The sequence below is a fragment of the Plectonema cf. radiosum LEGE 06105 genome (assembly GCF_015207665.1).
Lineage (GTDB): Bacteria > Cyanobacteriota > Cyanobacteriia > Cyanobacteriales > Nostocaceae > Rivularia > Rivularia radiosa_A.
Map to the genome: position 1 here is coordinate 1 of NZ_JADEWL010000041.1, position 24,223 is coordinate 24,223.

Annotated in this window: 16 protein-coding genes and 1 pseudogene; 7 read left to right on the forward strand and 10 right to left on the reverse strand. The window is 38.5% G+C overall.

What is annotated here, in order from left to right; genetic code table 11:
- Positions 1-230: 230 nt before the first annotated feature.
- The gene (locus tag IQ247_RS14000) at positions 231-1,124 is read right to left on the reverse strand and encodes a tyrosine-type recombinase/integrase (protein WP_193920921.1); all 894 of its coding nucleotides are present in this window, start codon (positions 1,122-1,124) and stop codon (positions 231-233) included.
- A gap of 84 nt (positions 1,125-1,208) precedes the next feature.
- On the opposite strand from IQ247_RS14000, the gene IQ247_RS14005 reads away from it, so the two are divergent.
- Together IQ247_RS14005 and IQ247_RS33605 are read left to right on the forward strand one after the other, a co-directional pair.
- Positions 1,209-1,664 (forward strand): double zinc ribbon domain-containing protein, encoded by a 456-nt coding sequence (locus IQ247_RS14005; RefSeq protein WP_193920923.1) that lies wholly within the window; start codon positions 1,209-1,211, stop codon positions 1,662-1,664.
- Positions 1,665-1,780: 116 nt separating this feature from the next.
- Positions 1,781-4,757 (forward strand): annotated as a pseudogene (locus IQ247_RS33605) (Tn3 family transposase).
- Between the two features lie 502 nt (positions 4,758-5,259).
- On the opposite strand, the gene IQ247_RS14015 reads toward IQ247_RS33605, so the two are convergent.
- The 3 genes from IQ247_RS14015 to IQ247_RS14025 form a co-directional block, all read right to left on the reverse strand.
- Entirely contained in the window at positions 5,260-5,880 is a 621-nt protein-coding gene (locus IQ247_RS14015; protein ID WP_193920924.1) for a PEP-CTERM sorting domain-containing protein, read from the reverse strand.
- 284 nt (positions 5,881-6,164) lie between these two features.
- Positions 6,165-7,055 carry a response regulator transcription factor gene (locus tag IQ247_RS14020; RefSeq protein WP_228059738.1) on the reverse strand — a complete coding sequence of 297 codons (891 nt, stop codon included), beginning with the start codon at positions 7,053-7,055 and terminating at the stop codon, positions 6,165-6,167.
- Between the two features lie 35 nt (positions 7,056-7,090).
- Entirely contained in the window at positions 7,091-7,852 is a 762-nt protein-coding gene (locus tag IQ247_RS14025) for a hypothetical protein (RefSeq protein ID WP_193920926.1), read from the reverse strand.
- A gap of 635 nt (positions 7,853-8,487) precedes the next feature.
- Between IQ247_RS14025 and IQ247_RS14030 the strand changes: the two genes are divergently transcribed.
- On the forward strand, positions 8,488-8,928 hold the full coding sequence (locus IQ247_RS14030) for a PAS domain-containing sensor histidine kinase family protein (RefSeq protein ID WP_193920928.1): 441 nt from the start codon (positions 8,488-8,490) through the stop codon (positions 8,926-8,928).
- 321 nt (positions 8,929-9,249) lie between these two features.
- Entirely contained in the window at positions 9,250-10,236 is a 987-nt protein-coding gene (locus tag IQ247_RS14035; protein WP_193920930.1) for a GntR family transcriptional regulator, read from the forward strand.
- A gap of 687 nt (positions 10,237-10,923) precedes the next feature.
- Here IQ247_RS14035 and mobV read toward each other — a convergent pair.
- The 6 genes from mobV to IQ247_RS14075 form a co-directional block, all read right to left on the reverse strand.
- Complete coding sequence (gene mobV / locus IQ247_RS14040; protein ID WP_193920932.1) at positions 10,924-12,747, reverse strand: MobV family relaxase; 1,824 nt, start codon at positions 12,745-12,747, stop codon at positions 10,924-10,926.
- Between the two features lie 1,119 nt (positions 12,748-13,866).
- Positions 13,867-15,603, reverse strand: coding sequence for a relaxase/mobilization nuclease domain-containing protein (locus IQ247_RS14045; RefSeq protein ID WP_193920934.1), 1,737 nt, complete (start codon positions 15,601-15,603; stop codon positions 13,867-13,869).
- Positions 15,604-15,650: 47 nt separating this feature from the next.
- On the reverse strand, positions 15,651-16,073 hold the full coding sequence (locus tag IQ247_RS14050) for a plasmid mobilization protein (RefSeq protein WP_193920936.1): 423 nt from the start codon (positions 16,071-16,073) through the stop codon (positions 15,651-15,653).
- Between the two features lie 804 nt (positions 16,074-16,877).
- Complete coding sequence (locus IQ247_RS14055; protein WP_193920937.1) at positions 16,878-17,093, reverse strand: DnaJ domain-containing protein; 216 nt, start codon at positions 17,091-17,093, stop codon at positions 16,878-16,880.
- Positions 17,094-17,334: 241 nt separating this feature from the next.
- Positions 17,335-20,589: a sigma-70 family RNA polymerase sigma factor gene (locus tag IQ247_RS14060; protein WP_193920938.1), complete on the reverse strand. Its 3,255-nt coding sequence runs from the start codon at positions 20,587-20,589 to the stop codon at positions 17,335-17,337.
- 1,025 nt (positions 20,590-21,614) lie between these two features.
- Complete coding sequence (locus IQ247_RS14075) at positions 21,615-21,929, reverse strand: hypothetical protein (RefSeq protein ID WP_193920941.1); 315 nt, start codon at positions 21,927-21,929, stop codon at positions 21,615-21,617.
- Between the two features lie 358 nt (positions 21,930-22,287).
- On the opposite strand from IQ247_RS14075, the gene IQ247_RS14080 reads away from it, so the two are divergent.
- From IQ247_RS14080 to IQ247_RS14090, 3 genes are all read left to right on the forward strand, one after another.
- On the forward strand, positions 22,288-22,722 hold the full coding sequence (locus IQ247_RS14080; RefSeq protein ID WP_193920942.1) for a hypothetical protein: 435 nt from the start codon (positions 22,288-22,290) through the stop codon (positions 22,720-22,722).
- Between the two features lie 2 nt (positions 22,723-22,724).
- Positions 22,725-23,345 carry a hypothetical protein gene (locus IQ247_RS14085; RefSeq protein ID WP_193920944.1) on the forward strand — a complete coding sequence of 207 codons (621 nt, stop codon included), beginning with the start codon at positions 22,725-22,727 and terminating at the stop codon, positions 23,343-23,345.
- A 200-nt stretch (positions 23,346-23,545) separates the two neighbouring features.
- Complete coding sequence (locus IQ247_RS14090; RefSeq protein WP_193920946.1) at positions 23,546-24,199, forward strand: hypothetical protein; 654 nt, start codon at positions 23,546-23,548, stop codon at positions 24,197-24,199.
- The last annotated feature ends 24 nt before the right edge of the window (positions 24,200-24,223 follow it).

Below are 24,223 nucleotides of genomic sequence, written 5' to 3' on the forward strand. Positions count from 1 at the left end.
CGTTCTAAAGCTTGTGTTAATTGCGACATATAAATATTTAATTTAGAGCATTAATTAATTCCGAATTCATTAACTTATAGTTTTTTGTATAAATAGGGGAGTATGAATATTGAGGGTAATATTCCTCAGTTTATAGGTAAAGAGTAATATTAATACTTTTGACCTATTTTAAGTAAAATATACTTCTAGATATGATTTTGATTTACTTTTCGACATAAAGTGGTTATTTACTAACTGTAGTTAGGAATCATCTGAAACGCTTGTTGTGCTACTTTTTCTGCTCTTTTAGAAGTTACTTTTGAGTAGCGCAAAGTCATTTGAATACTAGAATGACCCATAAGCGCACGTAGCTCATCAATACCCATCAAACCAACTCGTTCTGTAGCGAAAGTGTGTCTCAAATGGTGGAAGCGAATTCCTTTTAACTCTTCTATACCATTGATTGCTCCCACTAAAGATTTATGTGCGGTCGCATAAGACAAACGAGAAACATCTTTGCTAAAAGGCTGTTGGGCAGTAAACAAGGCACTTATATTTGAATGCCTGTAATACTTTAAGTAATTATTTAAACAAATTTCTGCCGTTTCACTGTAAAAACACCACCTTTGCTTATTCCTTTTACCAATCACTTGAAACTTCCTATTTTCAGTATCTAAATCCTTCAAATTTAACGCTAGTATCTCTGCAATTCTCGCTCCAGTACTATGTAGCAAATGCACCAAAGCATTCAACCGCGCATCTGATTTTACTGCTCGGTACAAAAGACTTAGTTCTTGGGTTGTCAGATAACGTATTTCCTCATCTGAATCACATTCTCCTTTCTCAAAGTCCGGCTTGCGCCGTTTCAAATTAGAAATCGGATTTGATTTAAGATGACCTTTTTCAACTGCAAAATTAAGCAGTGCAGTAATCACAGCTTGGTGTTTGTGATGTGTCGTGAATTTGATTTGCTGCAAAGCGTTCAAATACTCAACCAACATATCTCGGTCTACAATTTCCACTGACCAATGTCCATAATCCTTAAGTAGTGGTATCAAAACAGACTCATAGCTGCGAATAGTGGACTTTGTTAATTCCGCACGGTCTAAAAACTGCGTTGCTAACGCTGCTAAAGTTATAGTCATAATTAAGACAAAAATTTGAAATTAGCTGAAATTTTATACACATATTAATTTAATATTAAATACTGCAAAGAGAATAATACTTTTATGGATGTATCTATTTCGGATGCGGCTCCAAGCCCATCCGAGTCGTTGGGACGGTATATTATGCGCGTCCGAAATTCTCTGTGTTTAACGCAGTCAGAATTAAGTATCAAAGCTGGTATACACGTCCAGACCATACGCAAAATTGAATCAGGAGTAACTTCCCGATTGAGTCAGAAGGGTAAATCAGGATTGGCGGCTGCGTTGGGAATTCCCCAGGAATATCTTGATGCTGTGGTCAAACAAACGCCCGTTGAAGCGATAACTGCGCTCAAATTTTGTCCCAAATGTTGGACACCAGGAACAACGCTTGATCCAATGTGGACTTCGCTACGTTCAAAATATTGCTTTGCTTGTGGTACGAATCTGCGTGACCGATGTGGAAGCTGTAACGAACCTATCATGTCTTTAAAATTCAGGTTTTGCCCCTATTGTGGGCAATCTTACAAGCAGACGTAAAGTCGTTTTTGACGTAAAAAATGGACACCTGTCCGCTTTCTTCTACAAAAAGCGAATTGTCGCTCCCGTTTTCTATTCCCATCAATCAAAAAAAAACAAATATACAGGTTCATCTCTTGGCTACCCGCGAATTATTATCTCCCGGACAACGAATACAATTTACAGAAATACCTTCAGATATTAGTACTAGAGATATCGCTCGTTATTATACTTTCAATTCTGACGATTTAAGAGCTATTAATAGCTGCCGTCGCGCACATAATCGTTTAGGATTTGCAGTACAATTATGTTATTTAAGATTTCCAGGTCGGGTATGGGAATTGGGAGAAAAAGTTCCAAAACCCGTTTTATCTTACATTGCTTTACAATTGGATGTTAAATCCAAATTAATTAAAAATTATGCGCTGCGAGATACTACTCGAAGAGAGCATTTAGCTAAAATATCATATGTCTTTGAATACTCTCCTTTGAATATATTTTATTATAAAAAACTTTCCAAATGGTTAATGCAGGTAGCTTTTGGCACGGATAAGGGTATTGCTTTAGTTGAAGCATTAATTGAAGAAATGCGTCGTTGTAAGATAATAATTCCTGCCATGTCTACTGTAGAAAGATTGGCTTGGGAAACACGAAGACGCGCTCAAAAGCAATGCTATTTATCGCTTACTAAACATTTAACTACATTTCAGAAGAAAGAAATTGATGGCTTATTAGTTTTAAATCCAGATAAAAATCGTACACCTTTAGTTTGGTTAAGACAACCACCAGGGGTACCAAATCCCAAGAACTTTTTAAAAGTATTAGAGAAGTTAGAATTTATCCGCAATTTGAATTTAGATTCTTCTTGTTTACAAAAAGTACATCATAACCGCTTGGTACAATTAACAAGGTTGGGGCAGAAAAATACTCCCGCGCATATAGCGAGATTAGATGAAAGTAGAAGGTATGCAATAATCGTCGCTTTTTTATTAGAAATGGCTGCATCATTGGTCGATACTGCAATTTCTATGCACGATAAGATGATGGGTAAATTATTCCGTCGCAGTGAAAATCAACGGAATCAAAAATTTCAACAAGATGGTAAAGCGATAAACGAAAAAGTACGCCTATACGCAAATATAGGAAATGCTTTGATTGATGCAAGAGAGAGTGAAGGAGATGCTTATGCAGCAATTGAATTAATCCACCAGTTGGTCTGAGTTTATCGAAAGTGTAGAAGAAGCGGAAGAATTGGTACGTCCTGCGGGTTTTGATTATTTTGACTTACTTGATAGACGTTATTCCCAGTTACGTCGTTATGCACCTAAATTATTATCCACTTTTGAATTTAAAGCCAGTAGACCGTCTGCTTCTATTATAGAAGCTTTAAATGTTATCAAAACATTAAATGAAACCAATCGTCGTAATGTACCCGACGATGCACCAGTTGATTTTGTCAAACCTAAATGGTCAAAATATGTGTTTTGTAACGATAAAATTGACCGCCATTATTACGAAATGTGTGCTTTAAGTTCGTTACGAGACGGCTTACGTTCTGGGGATATTTCTGTAACTGGCTCCCGTCAATATAAGGATTTTGAAGATTACCTTTTACCCAAAGAACAATGGCAGCAATTAAAAGATAATTATAAAATTCCAGTTGCAATTACAACCGATTTTACCACTTATATTGAACAGCGCCAAAAACTATTATTTGAGCAGTTTGTAATGGTATCTAATCTAATCGCTAAAAAGCAATTATCAGGTGTTGTAATAGAAAATGGAAAATTAACTATCAGTCCTATTACCAGTAATATATTTGAAGGTGCAAAACAGTTTCGTAACCGAGTTTATGATTTATTACCGCGAATTAAGTTAACTGATTTACTCGTTGAAGTTGATAATTGGACTGGTTTTACTAAACATTTTACTCATTTACAAACTGGAGAATTCGTATCAGATAAAATTACTTTGTTCAGTAGCATTCTTGCCGATGCGATAAACTTGGGTTTGGTAAAGATGGCGGAAGCATCTCCCGGTTTGACTTTTGAGCGTCTGGCATGGATATCTGACTGGTATATTCGTGACGAAAGTTACTCTAAAGCGTTAGCTCTTTTAGTAAATTTTCATCATGAAATTCCTTTCGCTTCTTATTGGGGTGATGGTAAAACTTCTTCTAGCGATGGTCAAAGGTTTAAGGCTGGCGGCTTTAACTCGATTAATGAAGAGATTAATGCCAAGTATGGTACGGGTAGAAGCGTTGTTTTTTACACTCATATTTCCGACCAGTATGCACCGTTTCATACGAAAGTGATTAATGCAACTGTCAGAGATGCTACGCACGTTTTAGATGGTTTACTGTATCACGAAACCGATTTAAAAATAGAAGAACATTTTACCGATACCAATGGTTTTACCGAACAGGTGTTTGCAATTTGCCACTTACTGGGGTTCCGGTTTTCTCCTCGGATGCGAGATTTGAGTTCCAAGAAGCTGCACGTATTTGAGGGTGTAGATTCCGACTCCCCATTGTCACCATTATTGGGCGAGAAAATTAACGTTAAATTGATTCAAGATTGTTGGGACGATATTCTGCGTTTGGCTACTTCCATTTCCAAGGGAACGGTTACAGCATCTTTAATGATGAGAAAGTTAGCGTCTTATCCTCGTCAAAATAAGCTGGCAACTGCTTTACGAGAATTGGGAAGGATTGAGAGAACCTTGTTCACTTTGGACTGGCTACAAAGCCCAAAACTACGACGTAAAGCTACAAACGAACTTAATAAAGGAGAATTGAAACATTCCCTTGCTAGAGCGATTTTCTTTCACCGTCTGGGAGAGATACGCGACCGTTCCTTTGAAGACCAATCTTTACGAGCAAGTGGGTTGAATTTAGTAATTGCTGCAATTGTGCTGTGGAATACGGTGTACTTGGAGAATGCGGTTAATTGGTTGAAATCGGAAGGTGTGAATATACCGGATGAATACTTGCAACATTTATCACCTATGGGTTGGGAACATATCAATTTGACTGGGGATTATATTTGGAATTTGAAGTCGGCGAGCAGTTTCGATAATTTGCGTCCGTTGAGAACCAAAAAGATAAAATTTTGAATGGTTGAAAGCTCTATATCAAGAGGCTTTCGGAAGTTGTGTTAATTCCTTAGCGTACAATTTTCCCGTTTTGGCACAGTCTCGCCATTCACAACGAGGCAGCAAAGTCACCATTATTGTTATTTTAAAAGAAAAGATTCAACTGAACTCCTAAGTTCCCAGGCGTACCGCGTTTGCTCAAATGAGCGCGGTGTTGTCTTCTCTTACCCTCTGTTGATTCAGAAGTGGGCGTTTCAAAATGTTTCTAATGAAGCAATATGAAAAGTATATTGAGGAGCAAAGAGATCACGATACTACTTGATGTCGCGTCGCAGCAATTAAAATTGCCGTTGTTTGTACATTCAGATGCCTCAAGGACGTGTATGGATTCCTGATTCATCCACACACTCAGAAGTTTTGCGCCTATCGCGTAACCCGATAAGGAGGCAACAAGAAGAACAACAATCCTTGAGAGTGCCAGTGTTCCAAATACTCATGTGTTAATTTATTCATCGGAAGAGCATTATTTTATAGTGAATTTCCTTTTTCTTAACCAGTAACCTAGTGCCATAGTAAGAGCAAAAGCAAAGACGTTAGAGGGTTCAGGGACTGTTTTGGAACCCTCGTAAAAAAATGCTATTAAAAGTGAATCATCTCCATTTATAGGTGTTAAATCTCGATTAGTAATAAAACTAAGTGCAAAGCTTTCACCATCTTCAATTATTCCATTTGTTAGCTCTAGTCTTGGAGCATTGACATTTAGAACTGGGACAGTGAAGTCAGGAGCGATATTAGTATTTGTAAAAATGTTAGATAAGCCAATTTTGCCATCTCCATCTACGTCTCCCCATACTAAATCATTCCCAAACTCAGGATCTCTTGGAACCAAGAGTAGGGAAAATTTATTTATTGTATAGTCTGTTTCATTTAAGAAGTTTATCCCAGTATCATTAGGAGAAAAAGACGTTAATGCTGTGTTAAATGGTAGGAAATTTGAAAGCGCTCCCGGTGGTATATCAGGAAAATCTTCCCTCTCGTTTGTAAAAATTGGTTCTACTAAAGTAGCAGCAGTAGCTGAAGTCAATGAAAGAAGGAGACTTCCTAAAGCGCTTGAGATTAATAATCCAATATCTATAGTTTTCATTTCTTCTGGTTTGGAAATTATTTTTTTGCGTGTCTGTGAAATAGTTTAAGTAAGCTTTGGTTAAATGTACGAGGTTAATCATCTAAGCATCAAACAAATCACACTCTTACTGGTTTTTGGTAATTTCTTGTAGTCATTGCTAAAAGTTCGGTAGTGTTCGCGCTTAACTGTAAATTACGTTCCACTAATCAACGGGGTAGTATCTGGAATCTTGAAATGCAATTAAATCTAGAAGTTTCATTAATAGGGTAACTTTGACTATTGGTAACTTGTATAAAGAACGCTTATGCTATATCCTCATAGGTTTTCCCAACACAGCCATGATAAGTGCTTCGCCAGTCTCTAGGAGTCATACCAAAACTCTTGCGAAACTGCCTAAAGAAACACCATGCATGGCGATACCCTACCGCTTCGGCAATGTATTCTATTGAGTGAGTGGTTTCTAGGAGTAGAGAGCAGGCTGCTACCATCCTGCGCTTGGTTATCCAGCGATACACGCTTTGTCCTGTCTTACGTCGCACTAGATCGGTTAAGTAAGCTGGGGAGTAACCAACTGAGTGTGCCACGTCATCTAAGCTAATTACTTGGTAATAATGAGTTTCAATGAAGTCGAAGATGTCATTCAACTGGGGGACAGGTGGAAAAATTGACAAGGCTGTGGAATCAACCACTGCTTTGTCTGGGAGCCTTTCCGAGCCTTGCTGAGTTTTGACGTTACTCCCTAGAGCATTCTCGGCTTCCGGTAACTCTCTGAAAGGCTGTAACTGAGCAATGTACCACTGTTTGATGACTGCTTGTTTTTCTAGTTGGGCTATAACTGCTTCCAGTAATTCTTCTATAGTACAGGGTTTAGTGAGATAGTCATCCGCTCCCAATTTCATGCCTTTGCGGATATCAGCCTGAGTCGCTTTCTCACTAAGAAAAATAAAGGGAATAATAGCAGTTGCTCCCATTTGTCGCAGCTTGGTTAAAACACTATAACCATCAAGGGATGGCATTACAATCTCACTTATTATCAAATCGGGCAACTCTTGCTTTACCCTCTGGATACCAATCTGTCCGTTTTTAGCACCTATAGCGTCAAAACCTTTAGCTTTCAATTCCTTTAGAAAAAACTTTCGAGTTGAGGTTTTATTTTCAATCACCAAAATTCTTTTCATGGTTTCTTCTACCATTAAATCATTCTCTATGGATTGGTCAGATGCTTTAATTAATAAATTACTTGCGCTGCTGTTCTTAATTGCTTAATATTGCTCGTTGTTATAAACGGTCTATCATAAGGATGCTTTTGGGCAAACACCAGCATCTCATTCATTGCCTCTGTAAAATCTACAAACACTTTTTCTACTAAAACAAAAGCTTTTTCCCTCTGCGTTTCTGTCAGTTGTATGCTTTCAACGAAATGCTCCACATCATCCATTTCTGCTTGAATGTGACCCGATTCCTTGGCATAATGAGACTCACCAAAATAAGGATGATGCTGCTTTGTAATTTGTTGAAGTTCCTTTGCCACTTCTGCAATCTCAAATAAAGCAACATTTCCCGTTGCTTCTATCGACTCAACCACAACCAACTTCATCAAAATATCTTCTTCAAAAGTACATATGGCAAATAAGTCATAAGCCATCTGACGTACTTTTTGCGTTTCTTCACCCCAAAGGAATTTCAATGTATCGGTATAGTTGATGGGATTGTCGTATCCCATTACCTTCATGTCTTGCAGAAACCACACCCAATGGCGACCATCTTCATAGGAGTGCTGGTTAATCATTTCTTGTAGTAAGCTATCCGCAGGCTCTTTACGAAGTACACTTCTGTTAAAGTCTTTAAAGCTCATTGCGAAAGGAGCAAATGCAGGACCCCAAGCTAACCTTTGTCTTGGATCTATGCTCTTATCTTGCAGAAACTTCATGAACGGCACCTGGGCAAATTCAAGTTTCTTTTTTTGAATCAATGCAAGGACTTCTTTCATTTTTAGTACCAATTGTCAAACTATTTGATTGCGTGGTAGCTACGGTAATTAAAGTTATCTAGCGTTAAAAAAACTGCTTGTGTATTTATATCGAGTATTTGCCGATGATGTTCCACAATATTTACCCCCATTCCAAGTGAGAGTAACTTATGTTTACGAAGTTTTTTGCACATAGAAAACAGCAGAAATGGTATCCCCAGTAGATTTTTAGGGACTATGGTATAAATAGATGCTGATATTCACTGTCCTTGGTTCAAAACCTTGACTAGTAATTCGAGAGAAACATCTGTCTTGTATGTCAAGACTTCAGATGAGGGCTGCTAAATTCAACAACTACTGCACAAGTCCACTTCCTCCAAAACATCGAATTTTTAAGACGGCTGCATTTATTTTCTTAGCTTGCTTTATTTTTTCATCTCTACACTAAACTATATTGATGGCATAATACTAGTCAACTAGCATAAAATATTCTAATACAAAAGCATAAATTATAGATTCTATATCTATGTGTTTTTTTTTACATAAGGCACGCAAAAGCTTATATAGTAAATGTTTGATAAAAACGAATAAATAAAAATATGATAAATTTTCAGTAGATACTTAATTACAAGTAGCTGTACTTATAAATAGTAATTATGAATTACTTAAGGAAGAGAAATATCCAATCTAATACGAATGGTATTCTTGTGGTTGGTAGTAATAATAGAAGGATTGTAGGCTTAAATAGAAAATTTGTAGAAATGTGGGGTTTTTCCTCATATATTGTAAACTCTCAAGATGAAAATCTAGCATTAGATTTTGCTGCATTGAAGCTTGATAATCCTCTCAAATTTCTCACCGAGGTTCAAGAAATTTACACAAATATAGAATTAGAGATTCATGACACCATAAAATTAAAGGATGGTCGAATATTTGAACGTCATTCGTTGCCTCAATACTTAGAATCAAAAAATGTGGCAAGACTCTGGATGTTTCGTGACATAACAGACGAAAAGTGCTTGAAAAACTTGCCGGAGGTACTTAGCAATAAAATATTATATTTTCCCAGTATTGATTCTAATAAGAAAGTTAAATGAGAGAAGATGACTTTTCCATTTACATTAAAGTGAAAAGTTTCTTGTTACGTATAATACAAGTTTATTAAAAAGATACATTATTTGACAGGACGACAAATAGTTTGAAATGCTCAATACACTCAAGTTGTAGCTATTTATTATAGTTAAAGGAGGTCTGACAGGTGCAATTATAATTAATTTAATAATAGTTAATATTAATAAGAGCAAGTGCTGTCATTCGTTTATACGGAATATAAGGTTGATTGCGCGTTTTTTATTGTTATAGTCATTAACTCATTCTATGATTATAAAAAAAGATTAATTAGATTTTTACATACCTTAATGAGAATACCTGAGCCATTTGTACTCCCGATTATTGTTGACAATTCTGCACCTATAACGATTAATGCTCAAATTGTCGAACAAATTAAATTGCTAATTGCTACAGGAGAATTACATCCTGGTGATGCTTTACCAACTGTGACTCAGCTAGCCAAGCATTTAGGCGTAAATCACAACACTATTGCAGCAGTTTATAACTATTTGATTGAATCCAATTATCTAATAGCTCAAAGAGGAAAAGGAACTTTTGTTGCCGATACTTTGGCTGTCAAAAATGTTGTTAATTATAAGCAATTTTATAATCTGTTGGGACAAGCCTTTAGTACTGCGACAATGATGAAATTATCTCCATCTGAATTTGCTGGGGCTGCTTATGCACAAGCTATTATGTTAAATCAGCATACTATTACCCCTTTGAAGTTAGTATTTGTAGAATGTTTGCAGCACAGTGTAGAAATATATGAAGCTATTCAAGCCGAAATACAGCAAGATATAGAGTTTCTTAGTTTAGAAGATTTAAAGGCTGAAAAGCCTTCTGCTTTGAAGGAATTATCTACTGCTGATTTAATAGTTACAACAACGCAACATCTATGGGACGTTATTCAAATAGCTACTCCCTCTAAAGAAGTAATTGGCATTAACATAAAACCAGATTTACAACTTTTGACTCATATTTCCTCTCTACCTCGTAACAGTTTAGTACTGCTTGTTTGTGAAGAAGAAACTGAAAGTGAAGATATGAAAAAGATGTTACAGCAGTCTGGAATATCTCACATAAATTTTCAACAACTAGATTGGGATTACCTGAAGGAAAATCGTCAACTTTTGAAGCAGGCTTCTTTAATTTGTGTTTCAAAAAAACTTGAGGATAATGTACGTCAGTATAGCCATAAATCGGACAAGCTAATAGTTTTTAGTTTCAGTTTTGATGAAACGAATATGTCAGTTTTAAAAGCTCGTATAGCCGCAATTATGTCAGCAAGATAGATTGTATAAAGTTGTCGTGTTGTTGACTTTATAAAGATATTAAATAAAAGGATAGAGTTATATTATCCGAAATATTTATAGTTGAAAATTTTCTTTCATTGACTTGTCTTATTAGACTGAAGTTTCTATACAGTAGTTCTTTTAACCCTCGCTATAGTCAATACGGTTGTAAGCGTTTAAGTATTATCTATTACCTTATTTATTATCTAGTTTGCCGCCAGTATATTACGCCAGCGGACAGTTTTAATAGCTCGTATTACTAGTTTCGTATGATTGAATCGGTGAAAAATTTTCTATAGAAGAAGCAAACTCGAATCATTTATTTATAGCGTCCGTTTTTGTAGTCTTACTAATATTCGGTCTTTCTTCGGTTATCGTTATTACTTGCTTTCTTGAAAATACCTAAGTACTATTTCAGCGCAAGCGCTGAAAAACCCCGTGTTAAGTGTTGTGGTGTTTACGCTACAACTCTTTATTTCCCACATTCCACACGTCACAGCTAAAAGCACCCGTGAAAAATGGGCGTAGTGCTGCCCCCGATTCCGAATATATTGCTTGTCCGATGAATTTCAATGCGGGGGCAGCACCGCCGTTTTAGCGAAGCGGTCACGGGTGCGTCACCATAATATGACCTAAATCAATAGTTCGTATTATTACTAACTTTTCCAGCGGATAATTTTAAAAACACTACCGCTCCAATCCAATATCATTCTTTTGTTCGGCTTCACGTTTCAATATTTGTCGCCGTCTCAATTCCAACAACTGCTGATTCCAATCGGTTGCATTGGGCTGTTTTATGATAGTCTGTGGCAATAATTTTTGAATATCCCGTGATAATTGATTACCCGCAGAATCTTTATCGTAAGCTGCTATAACTTCCGGAATATCTTTGATTAATTCTACTGGTAGGTTTCGGGTACTATCTAATGCTAAATAAATCGTCTTTGGAATAGACGCTTTTCTCACTACCTGAGATTCAAGAGTTAAGTAGGACAATGCATCAATTGGAGATTTACACAACACTATTCTTTGAATTGGAGAATCTGCTTGTCCACCCCAACCGACGTAAAACCATCCTTGATTGCGTTTTGTGCCAATTGCATATCCCATAAACGAATTATTTTCTCCTCTTGTCCCCCGTAAAAACGCACCAACTGTTGAAGTAGAGGCATTTTTTGCACTTTGCGTGCGCCTCCGGCGTGCGGCTTCGAGCCGTATCTTATCCACTTCTTCCAATGAACGCATCGCGAACACGGCGTTTTGATGTTCCGAGGCATAAACTATTCCTTGTTCGTAGAGGGCATTCACTAAGGTTGGGGGCAATCCTCGCTTTATCGTAAGGTAGTTATATACTTCTTCCCACTGATTTTCATCAGCCTGTGGTTTTATAAATTGGGGTGCTGGTTCTTTTTCAACAAGTTCACTAGCTCGTATTCTGGCATGGTGGGTAACAGTTCGCTGCATCCCCTCTTCCCCAAAACGGTCATTTAACCAAACAACAGCTTGTTTAAAATTGCAGCCGTTAACGTGCATTACCAAATCAATCGCCCCACCACCACCCTTATCTTTAAGAGGGGCAAAGTCATAAAACTTGGAGTTATCAATATTAATAATGCAACCGTGTCCCTTCCATCTACCACTACCAATATTCTCGTGAATTAATCCCAAGTGCCACGCTACATCATCTAATGGTAAATCTCGCAGATGGTCAACTGTTCGATTAAGTTGATAACGTAATTGTTGATTAGATTGTTCTAACTCAGTAATTCGTTTTTGCAACGCTTCGTTGTCCCGCGCTAACCGTTTGGCGGTTGCTTCCATTTCCAATTTCTTTTCAATAGCCCTTTCCCTATCAGCAGCTTTGGCTTTCACTGCAAGAGTATTAAATTGATTGACTTCTAAACCAAATCCTTCTTCAACAATCCGATAAAAATCTTTGATGTCTTGGTGTTTTGCTAAACTCCCCTTGATACCGCGTTCTAACCCCAGGTATTCTACCGCATCATAATACGAATCTTGGAAAGCCCTCATCTTCTGTCGCCCATCAAAGAAATGATTGCACCGTAATTGCCCCTTCTCATCCAACGGTACAAAATAAGCGTGGATGTGGGGAGTCATTTCATCTAAATGCAATTCTGCTCTGACAATACGGTCATCGTATTTTTCCTTCAACCATTGCTCGGAAGCTTCGAGCCAAGATTGAAGTTGTTCTTTTTCATAGTATCCCCCATTAGTCGGGTCTTCTGGGCGGAAATATTCAGGAGATGCAGTGAGCAGAATTTCTACACAGTACACCGCGTCGGTGCGTATCTTGCGCTTTTGTTCGTGCTGACTAATTTTATTTAAAACTATTTGTTCTAAATTCTCCTCAGAATAAAAATTGTCAATAAACCTGATATTATTTTTATTGGGGTCGGCATTGGGAGTATCCGCTTTGCGAGAAGTATGCGCTCCACTGCCTCCGAGATTGGCTTTTTTGAGTTTAGCAAGTCTGGCGATCGCATATGCCATATCTCAAAACCCGATAAAACGAACTTGGCTAACGAAGGTCTACCTACCTTCCGACAATGCCAGCCGTCTGCAAGACCCCGCGCAGGGTTTTTGTTCCGAGCGCAGCAAGGAATCGCCGCAGGCGACCCATAGGGCAGAAACCCGTAGTGGGTACGTCTATTTTATACGACACAACCCAAAATTGATGTGCGGTAGCCGGGATGCTGGTGGACGACGAGGGCGCAAGTGGGGTGTGATTCGGTAAAAAAACGACGGTGCGCGGTTGTCCGCTTGAAGAAAGGAACGATATTTTTGGGGGATGGCTAACCCAATATAAATTGTGTAACCTACACAATTTATGAAAATTGGAGCCAAATTATGAATTTTTATGATTAAAAATGCAGGTTTTTACGCTAAAAACTGGCTCCAGTTGGCTCCGTTGAGGGCAACAAAATAATAATAAATGCGGGTTTTTAATATTTATAATTGAATGAAGGATAATACAGGAATTGCAAGGTATTTGAAGGATAGTTATTAGCTTTTCTAATGGAATTTAGTCATAATTTAAGAGTAATTTTACCTTCGTTTTCCTTCATTTTCCTTACCGCACCTCGATTTTAATTAATAAATATCTTACTCTTCAAGCTCCCGCAAAGGCGCTTATAGTAAGACAAGAGGGATATTAATATGAAATATGAGGACTGAGTAAAATCGAATATTACTCAATTTTCACTGCTACCGTCCTCAATTAAAATATTGAGGTTATCTGAGTAATAAAGGTGTAACTATTACACTTATTAAAATATAAATCTAATTTTTTGGACTGGTTTGAGATTGAAATTATCTTCTTATTCCTCTACCAAGGATGGGATAGTTGAGGCGCTTATCCGGCGTATTATTAAAACTTATGTTCCATTTTTTTAATTAACTTTTGAGCGGCAAGGTGGGGTGATGTTGTCACTGCTAAAAAATAAGCGTTGCTCCACTCAGAAAGCTCAATTACTTATCGTATTTTGCGCTCAACCGTAAAAAATCGGCTGCGAGAGATAAAAACGTAGTCCCAATCATTTCACTTCCCTGTATCAAATAAAGGCTCGTCTGTATTCCTTGTTTTACGCCGGTAATCCCACTGGAGGGCGTTTACTGCTCAAACCCCTCAACCGATTTATTGGGCTGCTGTACCTGCGTGTCCCGGATTTCTTTTAGTTGAAGAATTCGTTTTTTCTCTTCTGAGGTAAATTCTTTAGAATTCTTAATAATCCAACCACCACCAGAAGCCGAATAGTAACCAGATAATATTGTTTCGCCGCTATCGTACCTTTGTACTTTCAAGATGGTGGCATCAGAGCTTAAGGTAGCGTGTAATGTATCGCCTTTTATTTCAAGGGTATTTTGATTAGCCATATACCCCGCGATAATTACGGCATATTTTGTTGCTTCGGGTTCTATGGCTGGCTCAATTACTTCTGGTTCTGGTGTACTAATTGGCTGGGATTCAATACCCGTATCAGCTTGTATAATATTCTTCTCCCGTTCTTTTTCTTCGCTATCCTTGGGACTGGGAAATACGGACTCAATCGACGGCATAACCAGGACGTAACTTTTTTGCGGTGGCGCTACTGCGTCCGTATTATCATTAGGAAAGCTAGTTACTTTATTATTGTTTTTAGCTTTATTAATAATTAATTGCTTTTTAGCTTTATTACTTAGAGGTGTACCGAATACTTCTTCGATCGACGGTACAACGCTAATGTAATCTTTTTGTGGTGGTTTTACTACATTTGTATTATCTGTAATTGATTCGTTTGTAGAATTGGAATTGTTATTGTTATTCGTAATTATTTCGGGGTAAACATCATCCGATGTAGTTGGTGATTGAGTTTCCCTCTTTATTGGTGAAATAGGAATGGAAGAGAGGGGAACTGGTATTGTTTCTACTGACTGGGTTTGCTGTGGGGCAGATTCATTATTACTATATTCAACTTCAAGCGATTCAATATTAGAATCCGATTCTTGATTCCTACACCAACTTTTTAGATGTTCTATCCACTCATCATTAATTGTACGCCCGCGCTTATGTGATTCCATCAACGAGGTAATTGGGTCAGAATAATGTTGCTGATAACCGACTCCCAAGTGTTCGCGTATACCAACGTGGGTATATAACTTGCCCAAATTCCCACCCTTGAATGCTTCTCCCTCCATGCAATAGCTAATTCCCTTGAGCTTGCCAGTACGGGTAAATTGACAACTAACTTGTATATTATCCTTTAACAGCCGTGCTACAAATACGGGCATCTCTGGTTTATCTACGGCTGCTCGTTCAATCGCATTTTGCAACCGCTCGACTATATTTAATTCCCCCGCTGCTTTTTCTACGTGCTTGGGATATGCTTTCTTCTTTTCTACTTCCCAACTGCTAGGTTGAGGAATTAAGTTATAGGTTTTCTCAATTTGACGTAATAATTTCTCGGTGCGGTAGTAGTCCAGGTAATCGTCGTTGCACTTGCCGTTCACTGATACCCGGTTAATTACTAAATGTATATGGGGTCTAACTTCTCCTTCATATTCCGCATCGTTGTGTTGAACCAAGATAAATTGATTGTTCGATAACTCCAATCCTTTAAGTAAATCCTGGGCTATCATGCATAATTCCCACTCGTCAAGGATTCTATCATCGGGGGCGGGGCTTAATGATATGTGTAGCACTGGTTTTTCTACACGTTGATTTAACTGCGCGAATTTCCTAAATTCCCATGCTAAATCGGTGGGCGTGGTTGAAGCCATATTACTATTAATCATCTGTGCGTTTTCCTTACCCAAGACATAAGCAACACAACCGTAGAAACCATTCCCCTTCGTGATATTACCAATCATTTCAATTCAAAATGCAACTGTAATTAATAGCCGAACCGATTGCAATTTCACTTGCGCCACGAGTTCTTATCCGGGTTATATTGATTGGGCATACCTATTAGCATTTGCTTAACTTCTTGCAGCAATGGTTTTAATGCTTCAATTTCTGCTATTGGGTCGGTGGTAACGGGTTCTCCCATTTTGATAGCACGATTGATAGCATAAGCAATTTGATTAATATTATTGCCGATTCTTCCTAATTCCGTATAGGCATCCGAATTGATGGCTGGTGCTGGTGGTGCAATGCGGCGATTCTCCACGCAATAGCGGATAAACTTTGATAAATTATTCCCCAAACCCGCTTCCTCCGCTAATCGTTCCCATGCTTCTTTTTCTTCTTCCGTTAGCCGCAAACTGATAAGCGAAGTGCGTTTCGGTAGTGGTTCAACTTTTCGTCCAGATTGAAAAACTTTTTTATTATTGGTTTTCATCCCATTGGAGCATGATATTAAAAGGCATCGGCGGAGGTGAAGGTTCAGGTGTTTACCTGTAGACTTCTACATCCTTTTTAACCTGCGCTGTGGGTCTATTAGTTAATGTTTAATTTTACTAAATATATAATTCACACGTAGCTAATCTACGGCAATTCTATCGGATAATGTAAAATAATCCACGACATCTACATGGAGGAACGGGGGTTTTCAAAGGGGGCTTGTCCCCTTTGGCGAGCATGGGCAGCGCCGCAAATCAGGTTGAAACGCAGTATATTGTAATACGCTGCCATTGCTCGCTAGCCGGAACTGCCGGAACATACGACAATCCATGCTCGGCGCGGGAATGCGAGACTGGGCGCGGGTTTTGAGGTGATGGCTGAAATGAAAGAGATTTTTTCAAATGGTTCTCAACATACACCCAACATACACTAACAGTACCCTTATTTTTGGTGGCGGAGAATAATTTTTCTAGAATTTTGACGAAATAATTGAGAAAACAGTACCCAAAAGTACCTCTACAGTACCCCTTCAGCACCACCGTACACATGAGTTAGAATCGCTACGAGTTAAATACTGAAGAAAAAAATTTTCTTTCTCAAAGAAGGTTTCTTATCTAGACAACTCATGGTCTTATACTTCAGAATGTATTATGCTGCGATTACGTTTGATTTGGTGGGAATTTACAATTATATGACATCTGCTACTGCAATAAGCAGCCATTGCAAAAATTGACGGTAATTTAAATTTTATACTTATAACTCTGGCGGTAGTTTACCAGAACGAAAGCGCTTTTCATCCCCGTTAAAATAGCAAAGAAGGAACGTTGTTTTTTCCTTTTCCGGTTCTGCCATCTACACTTGTATTCATCCATCGCGGTGTAACTTTGTGCATTATTTGGGTGGCATCCGACGATTTATTGCAGTCGGGATGCCATATAGTCGCCAATTTCTTGTATGCTGCTTTTACCTCATCATATGTGGCATAGTCCCACCGTTTTCGGACTTTTAGTCTCATCATAAAATAATTATGATTAGAGAATAAAGGCTGCTCAAGGTCAGAAGATATTTCGGACCATTGTTTAAAAGTAATGTCCAAGGGTAGCAGGAATTCTGCTCCCCCCTATTAAAGTTAATCCGTTGCACCGACTGCTTGTAGAAATGCCTTCTTGAGAGTTATCACGCTCAGGGGATAAGATATGGAATTCCCATACCAACCGCGTGAAATAAAATCCCGTTCCTGTAGTAAGGTAATAACGTGCTTAATACCCCGGCTCCATTACAGCCAGAGATATTGGGAATGCACCCAACAGCGCAGAAAGTAAATCAATTTGCGTTTTCCCATCTGTCATCTCCCAAATTTTGATTAAATCCGGCAGACTGTACCCATCGAATAGTACACTTATACTCTCTAACATCGTATCTCTGGGTTCAGAAGCTATTAAAGGTAGGTAAGTTTTGGCTACCCACTCTCCATCTGGGGGTGTGTTGGGGGGTGAATTATTTTTACTAGTTTTGGTATATATAGTCCCTTTAAGCAAAACTAGTAGAAATTCTCGGAGTTGAGAAATACGTTGCTGCGATACGTTTGCGAGTTTTGCGATTGCTTTTTGAGTAACTTTCTTACCTTCCGATAACAAAAGCTCAACCGCTTTCTTAATCGCTAGTTGCAAGCGTTCGAGTTTAGTTGCAGCTTCGGGGGTTATCTCAGATGCTTGAGTAAGTGTTACGGGTAAATCCAATGGGAAATCACCTAAGATATATACTTTAAATTCCCTATCCGGGTATCTATCAGCGCGATTGCGTCCGATGGCTTGGTCAATCGTTTCCAAAATGCGGTGCCGGATAAAATCAGCGAAATCATTATCAATACTGACTTCATAATCAAAATCGGGCTGTACTCCATCCGGCATTGGGTTATTTAATTTAATTGATTGTTTGACCGTTTTAGTACCCTGGAGGGGCGTTCTACCATATATACAAGTAAATTCAGCTTTGAGTGCTTCTAGGTTAGGTGTGGGGATGCCATCTAGGATTATATTTTGAATTCCTTCTAAATCATTGCTTCCTCTCGAATCTACGAACCACTGATATTTACCATCAAACTTCTTAAAGGTAATAAGCTCGCAGCTTTCCCCTTTCTCAGAGGATTGTTTGGTGATTTCTTCACATACTGCTTTACCGCGTCGCTGTTGGTCGTCACCGCGAGATATGCCCATCCGTCCGAGTCCTGCGACTTGAATTACTTCTAAGTTGCTTGGTGTTTCGGCTTTCTGCTTGCAGCTAAATATCTGAGTATAGGGTATTACCAGTAATTGAGCTAAATCAATTACTCGTCCGGTCGCGTCCAGGAATATATTTTTCTTAGCAGAAGCAGCTATTTCTGCAAGCCTGGTGTTAGGAGTAGTAATTGTCAGGTGATTAAAATCGCATGAGATATACCCGGTACAATCGCCTTTTAAGATTTCCAGTAACGGTAAAATCCATTGCTTCAGCACCGATTGCTTTACTTCCTGGGCGGTAACGTTATCGCGTTGCTGGAAGCGCTTTCTTACGGATGCGGGTAAATCGGCGATATCTACCCCCGAATCAAGGGTGGGGTTGAGTGGAAGTAAATCTGGCGCGGTCGCCTCTTCAAGTGCTACTAAATCAATATTTTCTGGAAAATAAAACAATTCCTTTAAATGCTCGTAGCTCCACCCGTACCGCGTTGGGGCTTTCTCTCGGGAGGTAAGAATTGATTTTATCTTGTTAAGCAGTGGGTGTAACTGCTGCAATAGCTCAAGGTTATCTGTAGCAAGCGCGGTTATCAGCATATCCACATCTCGCGCTGTCACCTGTACTGATTCAAAATTCTTAAAGATTTGTGACCATTCCTCCCAAACTAGTACGCTATCTGAGTAATCAAAATCTTCTCCTGGTGATGGTAAACTTTGGGGGTGAGAAATTATACGACTATTACTGAACGTCTTGGCGCGGTCGTTCAAGTACCCGAATAAATGCCCACCCCTGCAAGCTTCTAGATAAGCGCAATTCTGACAAGCAACGTTAGCACTATAAGCCGAACGGATATTAGCGTTTTTGAGCGCGTTTATGGTATCTGTTCTCGCACAATTTGGTGAAACTACATATTTATCACCATCTTTTTTACGTCGCAGTTTACCTTTATCATCTCGAATTAAACCATTATGTCTACCTTCTAGGTGCGCCCACCCTTGCTGTAATGTTGGTGTGGTGGGATTGCGGGAATCATTTGAAATATAAAATATCTTCTCGCAATCAAAATCGGATGGCTGCAAATTACCAGCATCGTAGCTCTTACCGCTACCAGTACCCGACGAATCAAAGATGTATTTATGGGGAGAATTAATCCAAGTAGAAACGCGATCTGCTTGCAGCAGCGCTTCGCTATCGCACTTTTCATATGTATAAGTATAAGTTGAGACTTTGCATGGTTCCTTTTGGGTTACTTTTGGTTCGTCTTTGCTAAAGCCCCATGATTGCTTTTTACTGGTAAATCTTGCTTTTAGCTTGGGTACTAGTTCGAGTAATTCCTTAAAAGATTTTGCTGATTCCCACTCCTTACGGGTGATTAATCTATCTTTGGGCTTGTATTCAATACTTATAGATGTAGCAATTTCTTGATTTAAAGCTGTAATACTCGCCAAGCCCGAATCAATCCAATCGGAGATATCACCTTTATCTGGGCATTCGGACCACATCCTTACTGGATTAATTGCAATGAATGGGAGTTTCGCCTTGGCACAAGCGTAAGCTAACTTTTCGGCTTTCTTACGTCCGGCATCATCATTATCTGGGAAGTAGATAATTCCGGCAATACCAGCATTTTTAAATCTATTGGCAGCTGTTGATAATGAATCTTCTCCCCAGCTAGCACCTTGAAAGGTAAACGTTACTAGTTTTAGATCACTTCGAGAATTATCTGTATCTTTCTCCCCTTCTGCTCCCAATACCCATTTCCCAATACCATATTTTAAAACTTCATCCCAACAGTAGGGATGCCACTGTTTATCACCTTTCCCGCAAACTACTTCACCATTGCTTGAGGTGTGATAAGGCAAAGTTATTTTCTTGCCGTCCGGGTTTTGTTTTCTTAATACCCACTGTGTTGGGGAGTAGGGGTATTTAATTTCTGTGTACCTACCTCGGTTAATCGGTTGAGATGGAGTAGGGGAGTAGGGGAGTGTCGCTAATTCAATATCCCCGGATGGAATTGGTGCGGGTGTTGGTGGTAAAGGTTTTGGTTTTCGTTTATATAATAGGCGCGAGTGAGAAGAATAGTTAGAAGAATTAAATAATTCTGGTGCAATTGCCTCACGTATATCTTTACTATCGCACTCGTTGCTCCAACATTTGTAAGCCCCCGATTTTTGATTAATCGTCAGCGAGTGACCGCCACACACCGGACATTCATAGCGGTGCTTTCGCTTTGTGGGCGTAAGTCGGTCGTAGTAATTTCGGATGTCAAACGGTTCTCGGTTTTGGGAGAGTACCATTACAGACCCTCCCACTGGAAATACTGTATTCTACGAATTGCTGAAGTACTGTAATAGCCTAGATGTGCAAAACGATCGAGCGGTTGCTGAAGGAAGTTTCTTAGTACGTCGAGAGCTAGATGCCAAGATGCCAACTTTCCCCCCATGCTTTCCGGTGTTTCGCGGTTTCTTAAGATGTAGCGGGGTCTATATAATGAGTCTTCTACGTCACAAAAATTGCGTACATCTTTCAAAGGATGAAAGATTGAGCCATTGACGAAAGAATTTTTTACAAAAAGTATTGGGTATCTGAACTGAGAATTGTAGCTTTCTTGTTTCTGAGTAGATACGGAACTGACCATTATTTTTCTCCAATTCGTAGGGATGTTCCTGAATTGGAGGAGGGGTGCTGCGTCACCGTGCGCTTGGCTTAGGCTTTATGACTCGCTTGTGGGGTAATTCACAACGTTGAAACGAGCCGGGGATTATTGCCAAAAATTAGTAAATATTCTTCTTCAATATTCGTAACTGGAGTTACTTTTCTAAAAATTGACAAAAAAATCCCTGCCTAACACATATCGTTTGACGACTTACTGTAGTAAGATATGTGTAGATACGGATTGTCTCGAAAGACAAGCTGATGACGGCGTGGCACAAGTACGTCTTTTCTTGAACTTAGATGTGGATACAGTTCTTCAGGCTACACCACTCTTAGTTTTTGACGACTTAACCCGCCTCCGGCAAGTATTTAAAATTGAATAATTTGAATTTATATCTATTGCAGGCGATAAGAGTAATGAACTTGTTGCCTGCCTTTTTGTACCTCCATCAAAATGTAAATTTTTATTTCAGTTAAGTAGCTTCCTGACCTTACTTGTGATAAGTGGGGAAATTGTCAAAGAAAATACTCAAGATTTCTGCCTTATTGTACATCTATGCGGATTCATAAAGCAGTTATTAGAGCAAAAATAATCAGCTACTTACATCACTCCTCAAGAACGAAGCTTTACTACATATCTATATTTTTTTATTTCTATTAAGAGTCATTAACTTTGTTTTGTTAAAGAATCTCTTAATTTCAGTAATTGCTCCGCGTCTAAATCTAAAATTTCAGCAACTTTTACGGTTTCAATTAAAGATGGTTGTTCGCCTCCAATTAGTTTTTCTAAAAAGGATTTTAAGTGCTTCTTTATATGAAAGTCGTCACCAACTTTTTTTCTTGTTTTGACCGCTTCCTCAAGCAGCAAACGCATCATAGCCGAGAGCGGACGTTGTTCCCCCTCGGCGATTTTAGTAATTTCTTCTCTTAAGTCGGTTCCAGTTAAGTCAATACTGACCCTCTGTCTTTCATTTTTAGCCATGCAAACAAGTTTATCCCAAAGATGACAGGGGATAAACTTTTTGATCTTTGTCAGCATTTGTCAGCACTTATATGATTTTATGTTATTGTACTCTGTAAATGCTGATAAAGGTTGAATTATTTGAAATTTTTCACCCTTTAAAAGCGCTGGAATACAGTCTATGACGGGAGGTGCAGCCATTTTATCAACAAGTGAAATCATAAAAACTGCTGCTATGTGGAGGTTATGCACTGTAATTTTTATCAGTGCGTGAGAATTTTTCAGTGCGTGGAGGTTTTACAGCAGCAACCTATACGGTGCGCTCCAACCTTGCACAATCATCGATATCAAATATTGACTGTCTTCGGGGATACAGAAAATGAGGTTATCGTCACGTCCATTAAAAGATTTTTACGAGTCCAAATTAGGTAAAAAGATCAGCGATTCAAGCTGGTACAGAATTCAAGATTGCTTGCGTGGAACTTGTGGAGAAGTAACTTACTCAAATTTAGAAACTTACGCGACTATGCGTAAAGCTTGCCAGCGGCTACCAATTGAATTATCAGAATTTGCTCAAGTTTGGCAGGAAGTAGAAACAATCAGGAATTCTAAAGAAGAATCAATTGTTGGAAGTAAATTCAGAAAGATACTGATGAGAAAAATTCCTTCTTCTATTCCAGATATTACCTTTTACCGTTGGTTTTACCGTGCTGGATTGAATTTTAGAAAGAGGGAAGAATACACACCCTCCGAATTAGTACCAGTCGTAGTCAGTGCATTTTGTTGGTATTTACGCAAAAAGACGGAGCGTTAATAATGGCTAAAACAGATTTTATTAAACGTATTCAGAAACGATTGTCCGATAAAGGAATCAAGATAAGTAGAAATGATTTAAAAGCTGAAATCTCATCACTTGGTTTTGATTATTCCGCTTTAGGTGAAGAGAATGTTAATACGATTACCCGATTGCTTTTAGATAAGCATCAAAATACAGAATTGACAGTATCGGAACCAGAAGAAATTACAGTTGCTCCGTCGGACGAGCATCACGCATCTACACCCAACTCAACAGCTATTACCAATCAGCAAAAAGAGCAATTGATATCAGTACAAGCTGAATCTTTGGGTATTAAGCTAGACGAATCAGAAATAACGGATATCTCTCAAACCGTCAGCGACTCATTTACCGACTTCGTTAGTGCTGTAGAAACTATCAACTCATCAATCAAAGATTACGCCCAAAGTAAATTTGATGAAGTTGAACAAAAAATTGATTCTAGCAACAGCAACCTGCGTGACTATATCAATAAGAGAACTACCAGCTTGCAAAGAAAGAGTGTAGAAGGAGCTATAACAACAAAGGAGGTACTAGAGCAAAAAAGCTCTAGCCTTAAAAGCTTCTCCAAAACACTCGCAGCAGCATTTAAAACCAAGTAGAGAACTACACTTTAAAAATGTATTTCGTCTATTAGTAATAATAATTCCTGCTTTATTCCTAATAGATTACTGCTACCAATCAATCAGCTATCACTTCAAATATCAAGCCTACTTAGAAAGAAAAGACAGGGTACAGCAATACCAACAGTGGATGCAATATCAATGTACAGAAATACTAACAGAAGAGAGGATTAATCGTTGTGAAAAATACTGGCAAGCTGAAAAACTTGGTTTCTTCCAAATCGCGCCACCTAGAAAAACAACTACGTGGGAAATTCAACGCTTCCACAAACCTAATTTACAGGGCATTAATGGGCGACCAAAAAGCACTCAAACTAATCGGTCAAATGGGAAATGATGGAGCCAAAATAAGCGAATTTGCCCCCAAAGTTAAAGACAACATGATTGCTGCAATTAAGGGAGCAGAAGATTTAAACACAACCCTAGCAGCTATTTATAAACAAGCTGGTGTAAGTGGAGAAAGAATAGAACGAGAAATCCAATCAGCAACACTCGCTGACGATAAACTAGCAAATCAATTAGAAGAATTAAACCTTGATTTTGAAGGTGCTAAAAGTAGAGAGGAATTGCGCCATAAACAAGCTAAAGAACATATTACATTAAAAGCTTGGGTTGATAGACATATGATGTCGATTGATGGCGAATACAAGATGCTGCAAGAAGAATTGAAAACAGAAGTAAGGCAGCAAACGATTGATTTACAGCACGATAAAGAACTGGGTAACTATTATCTTGATGCTGGTGACAATGCTAGAGATGATTTAAAACCTAAGAAACAATATGCAGGTCGTTCAATAATTCAAAAAATCAAAGATACAATCCTTGGATTTTAATAAGGAAGAAAGGTAGATAAGTTA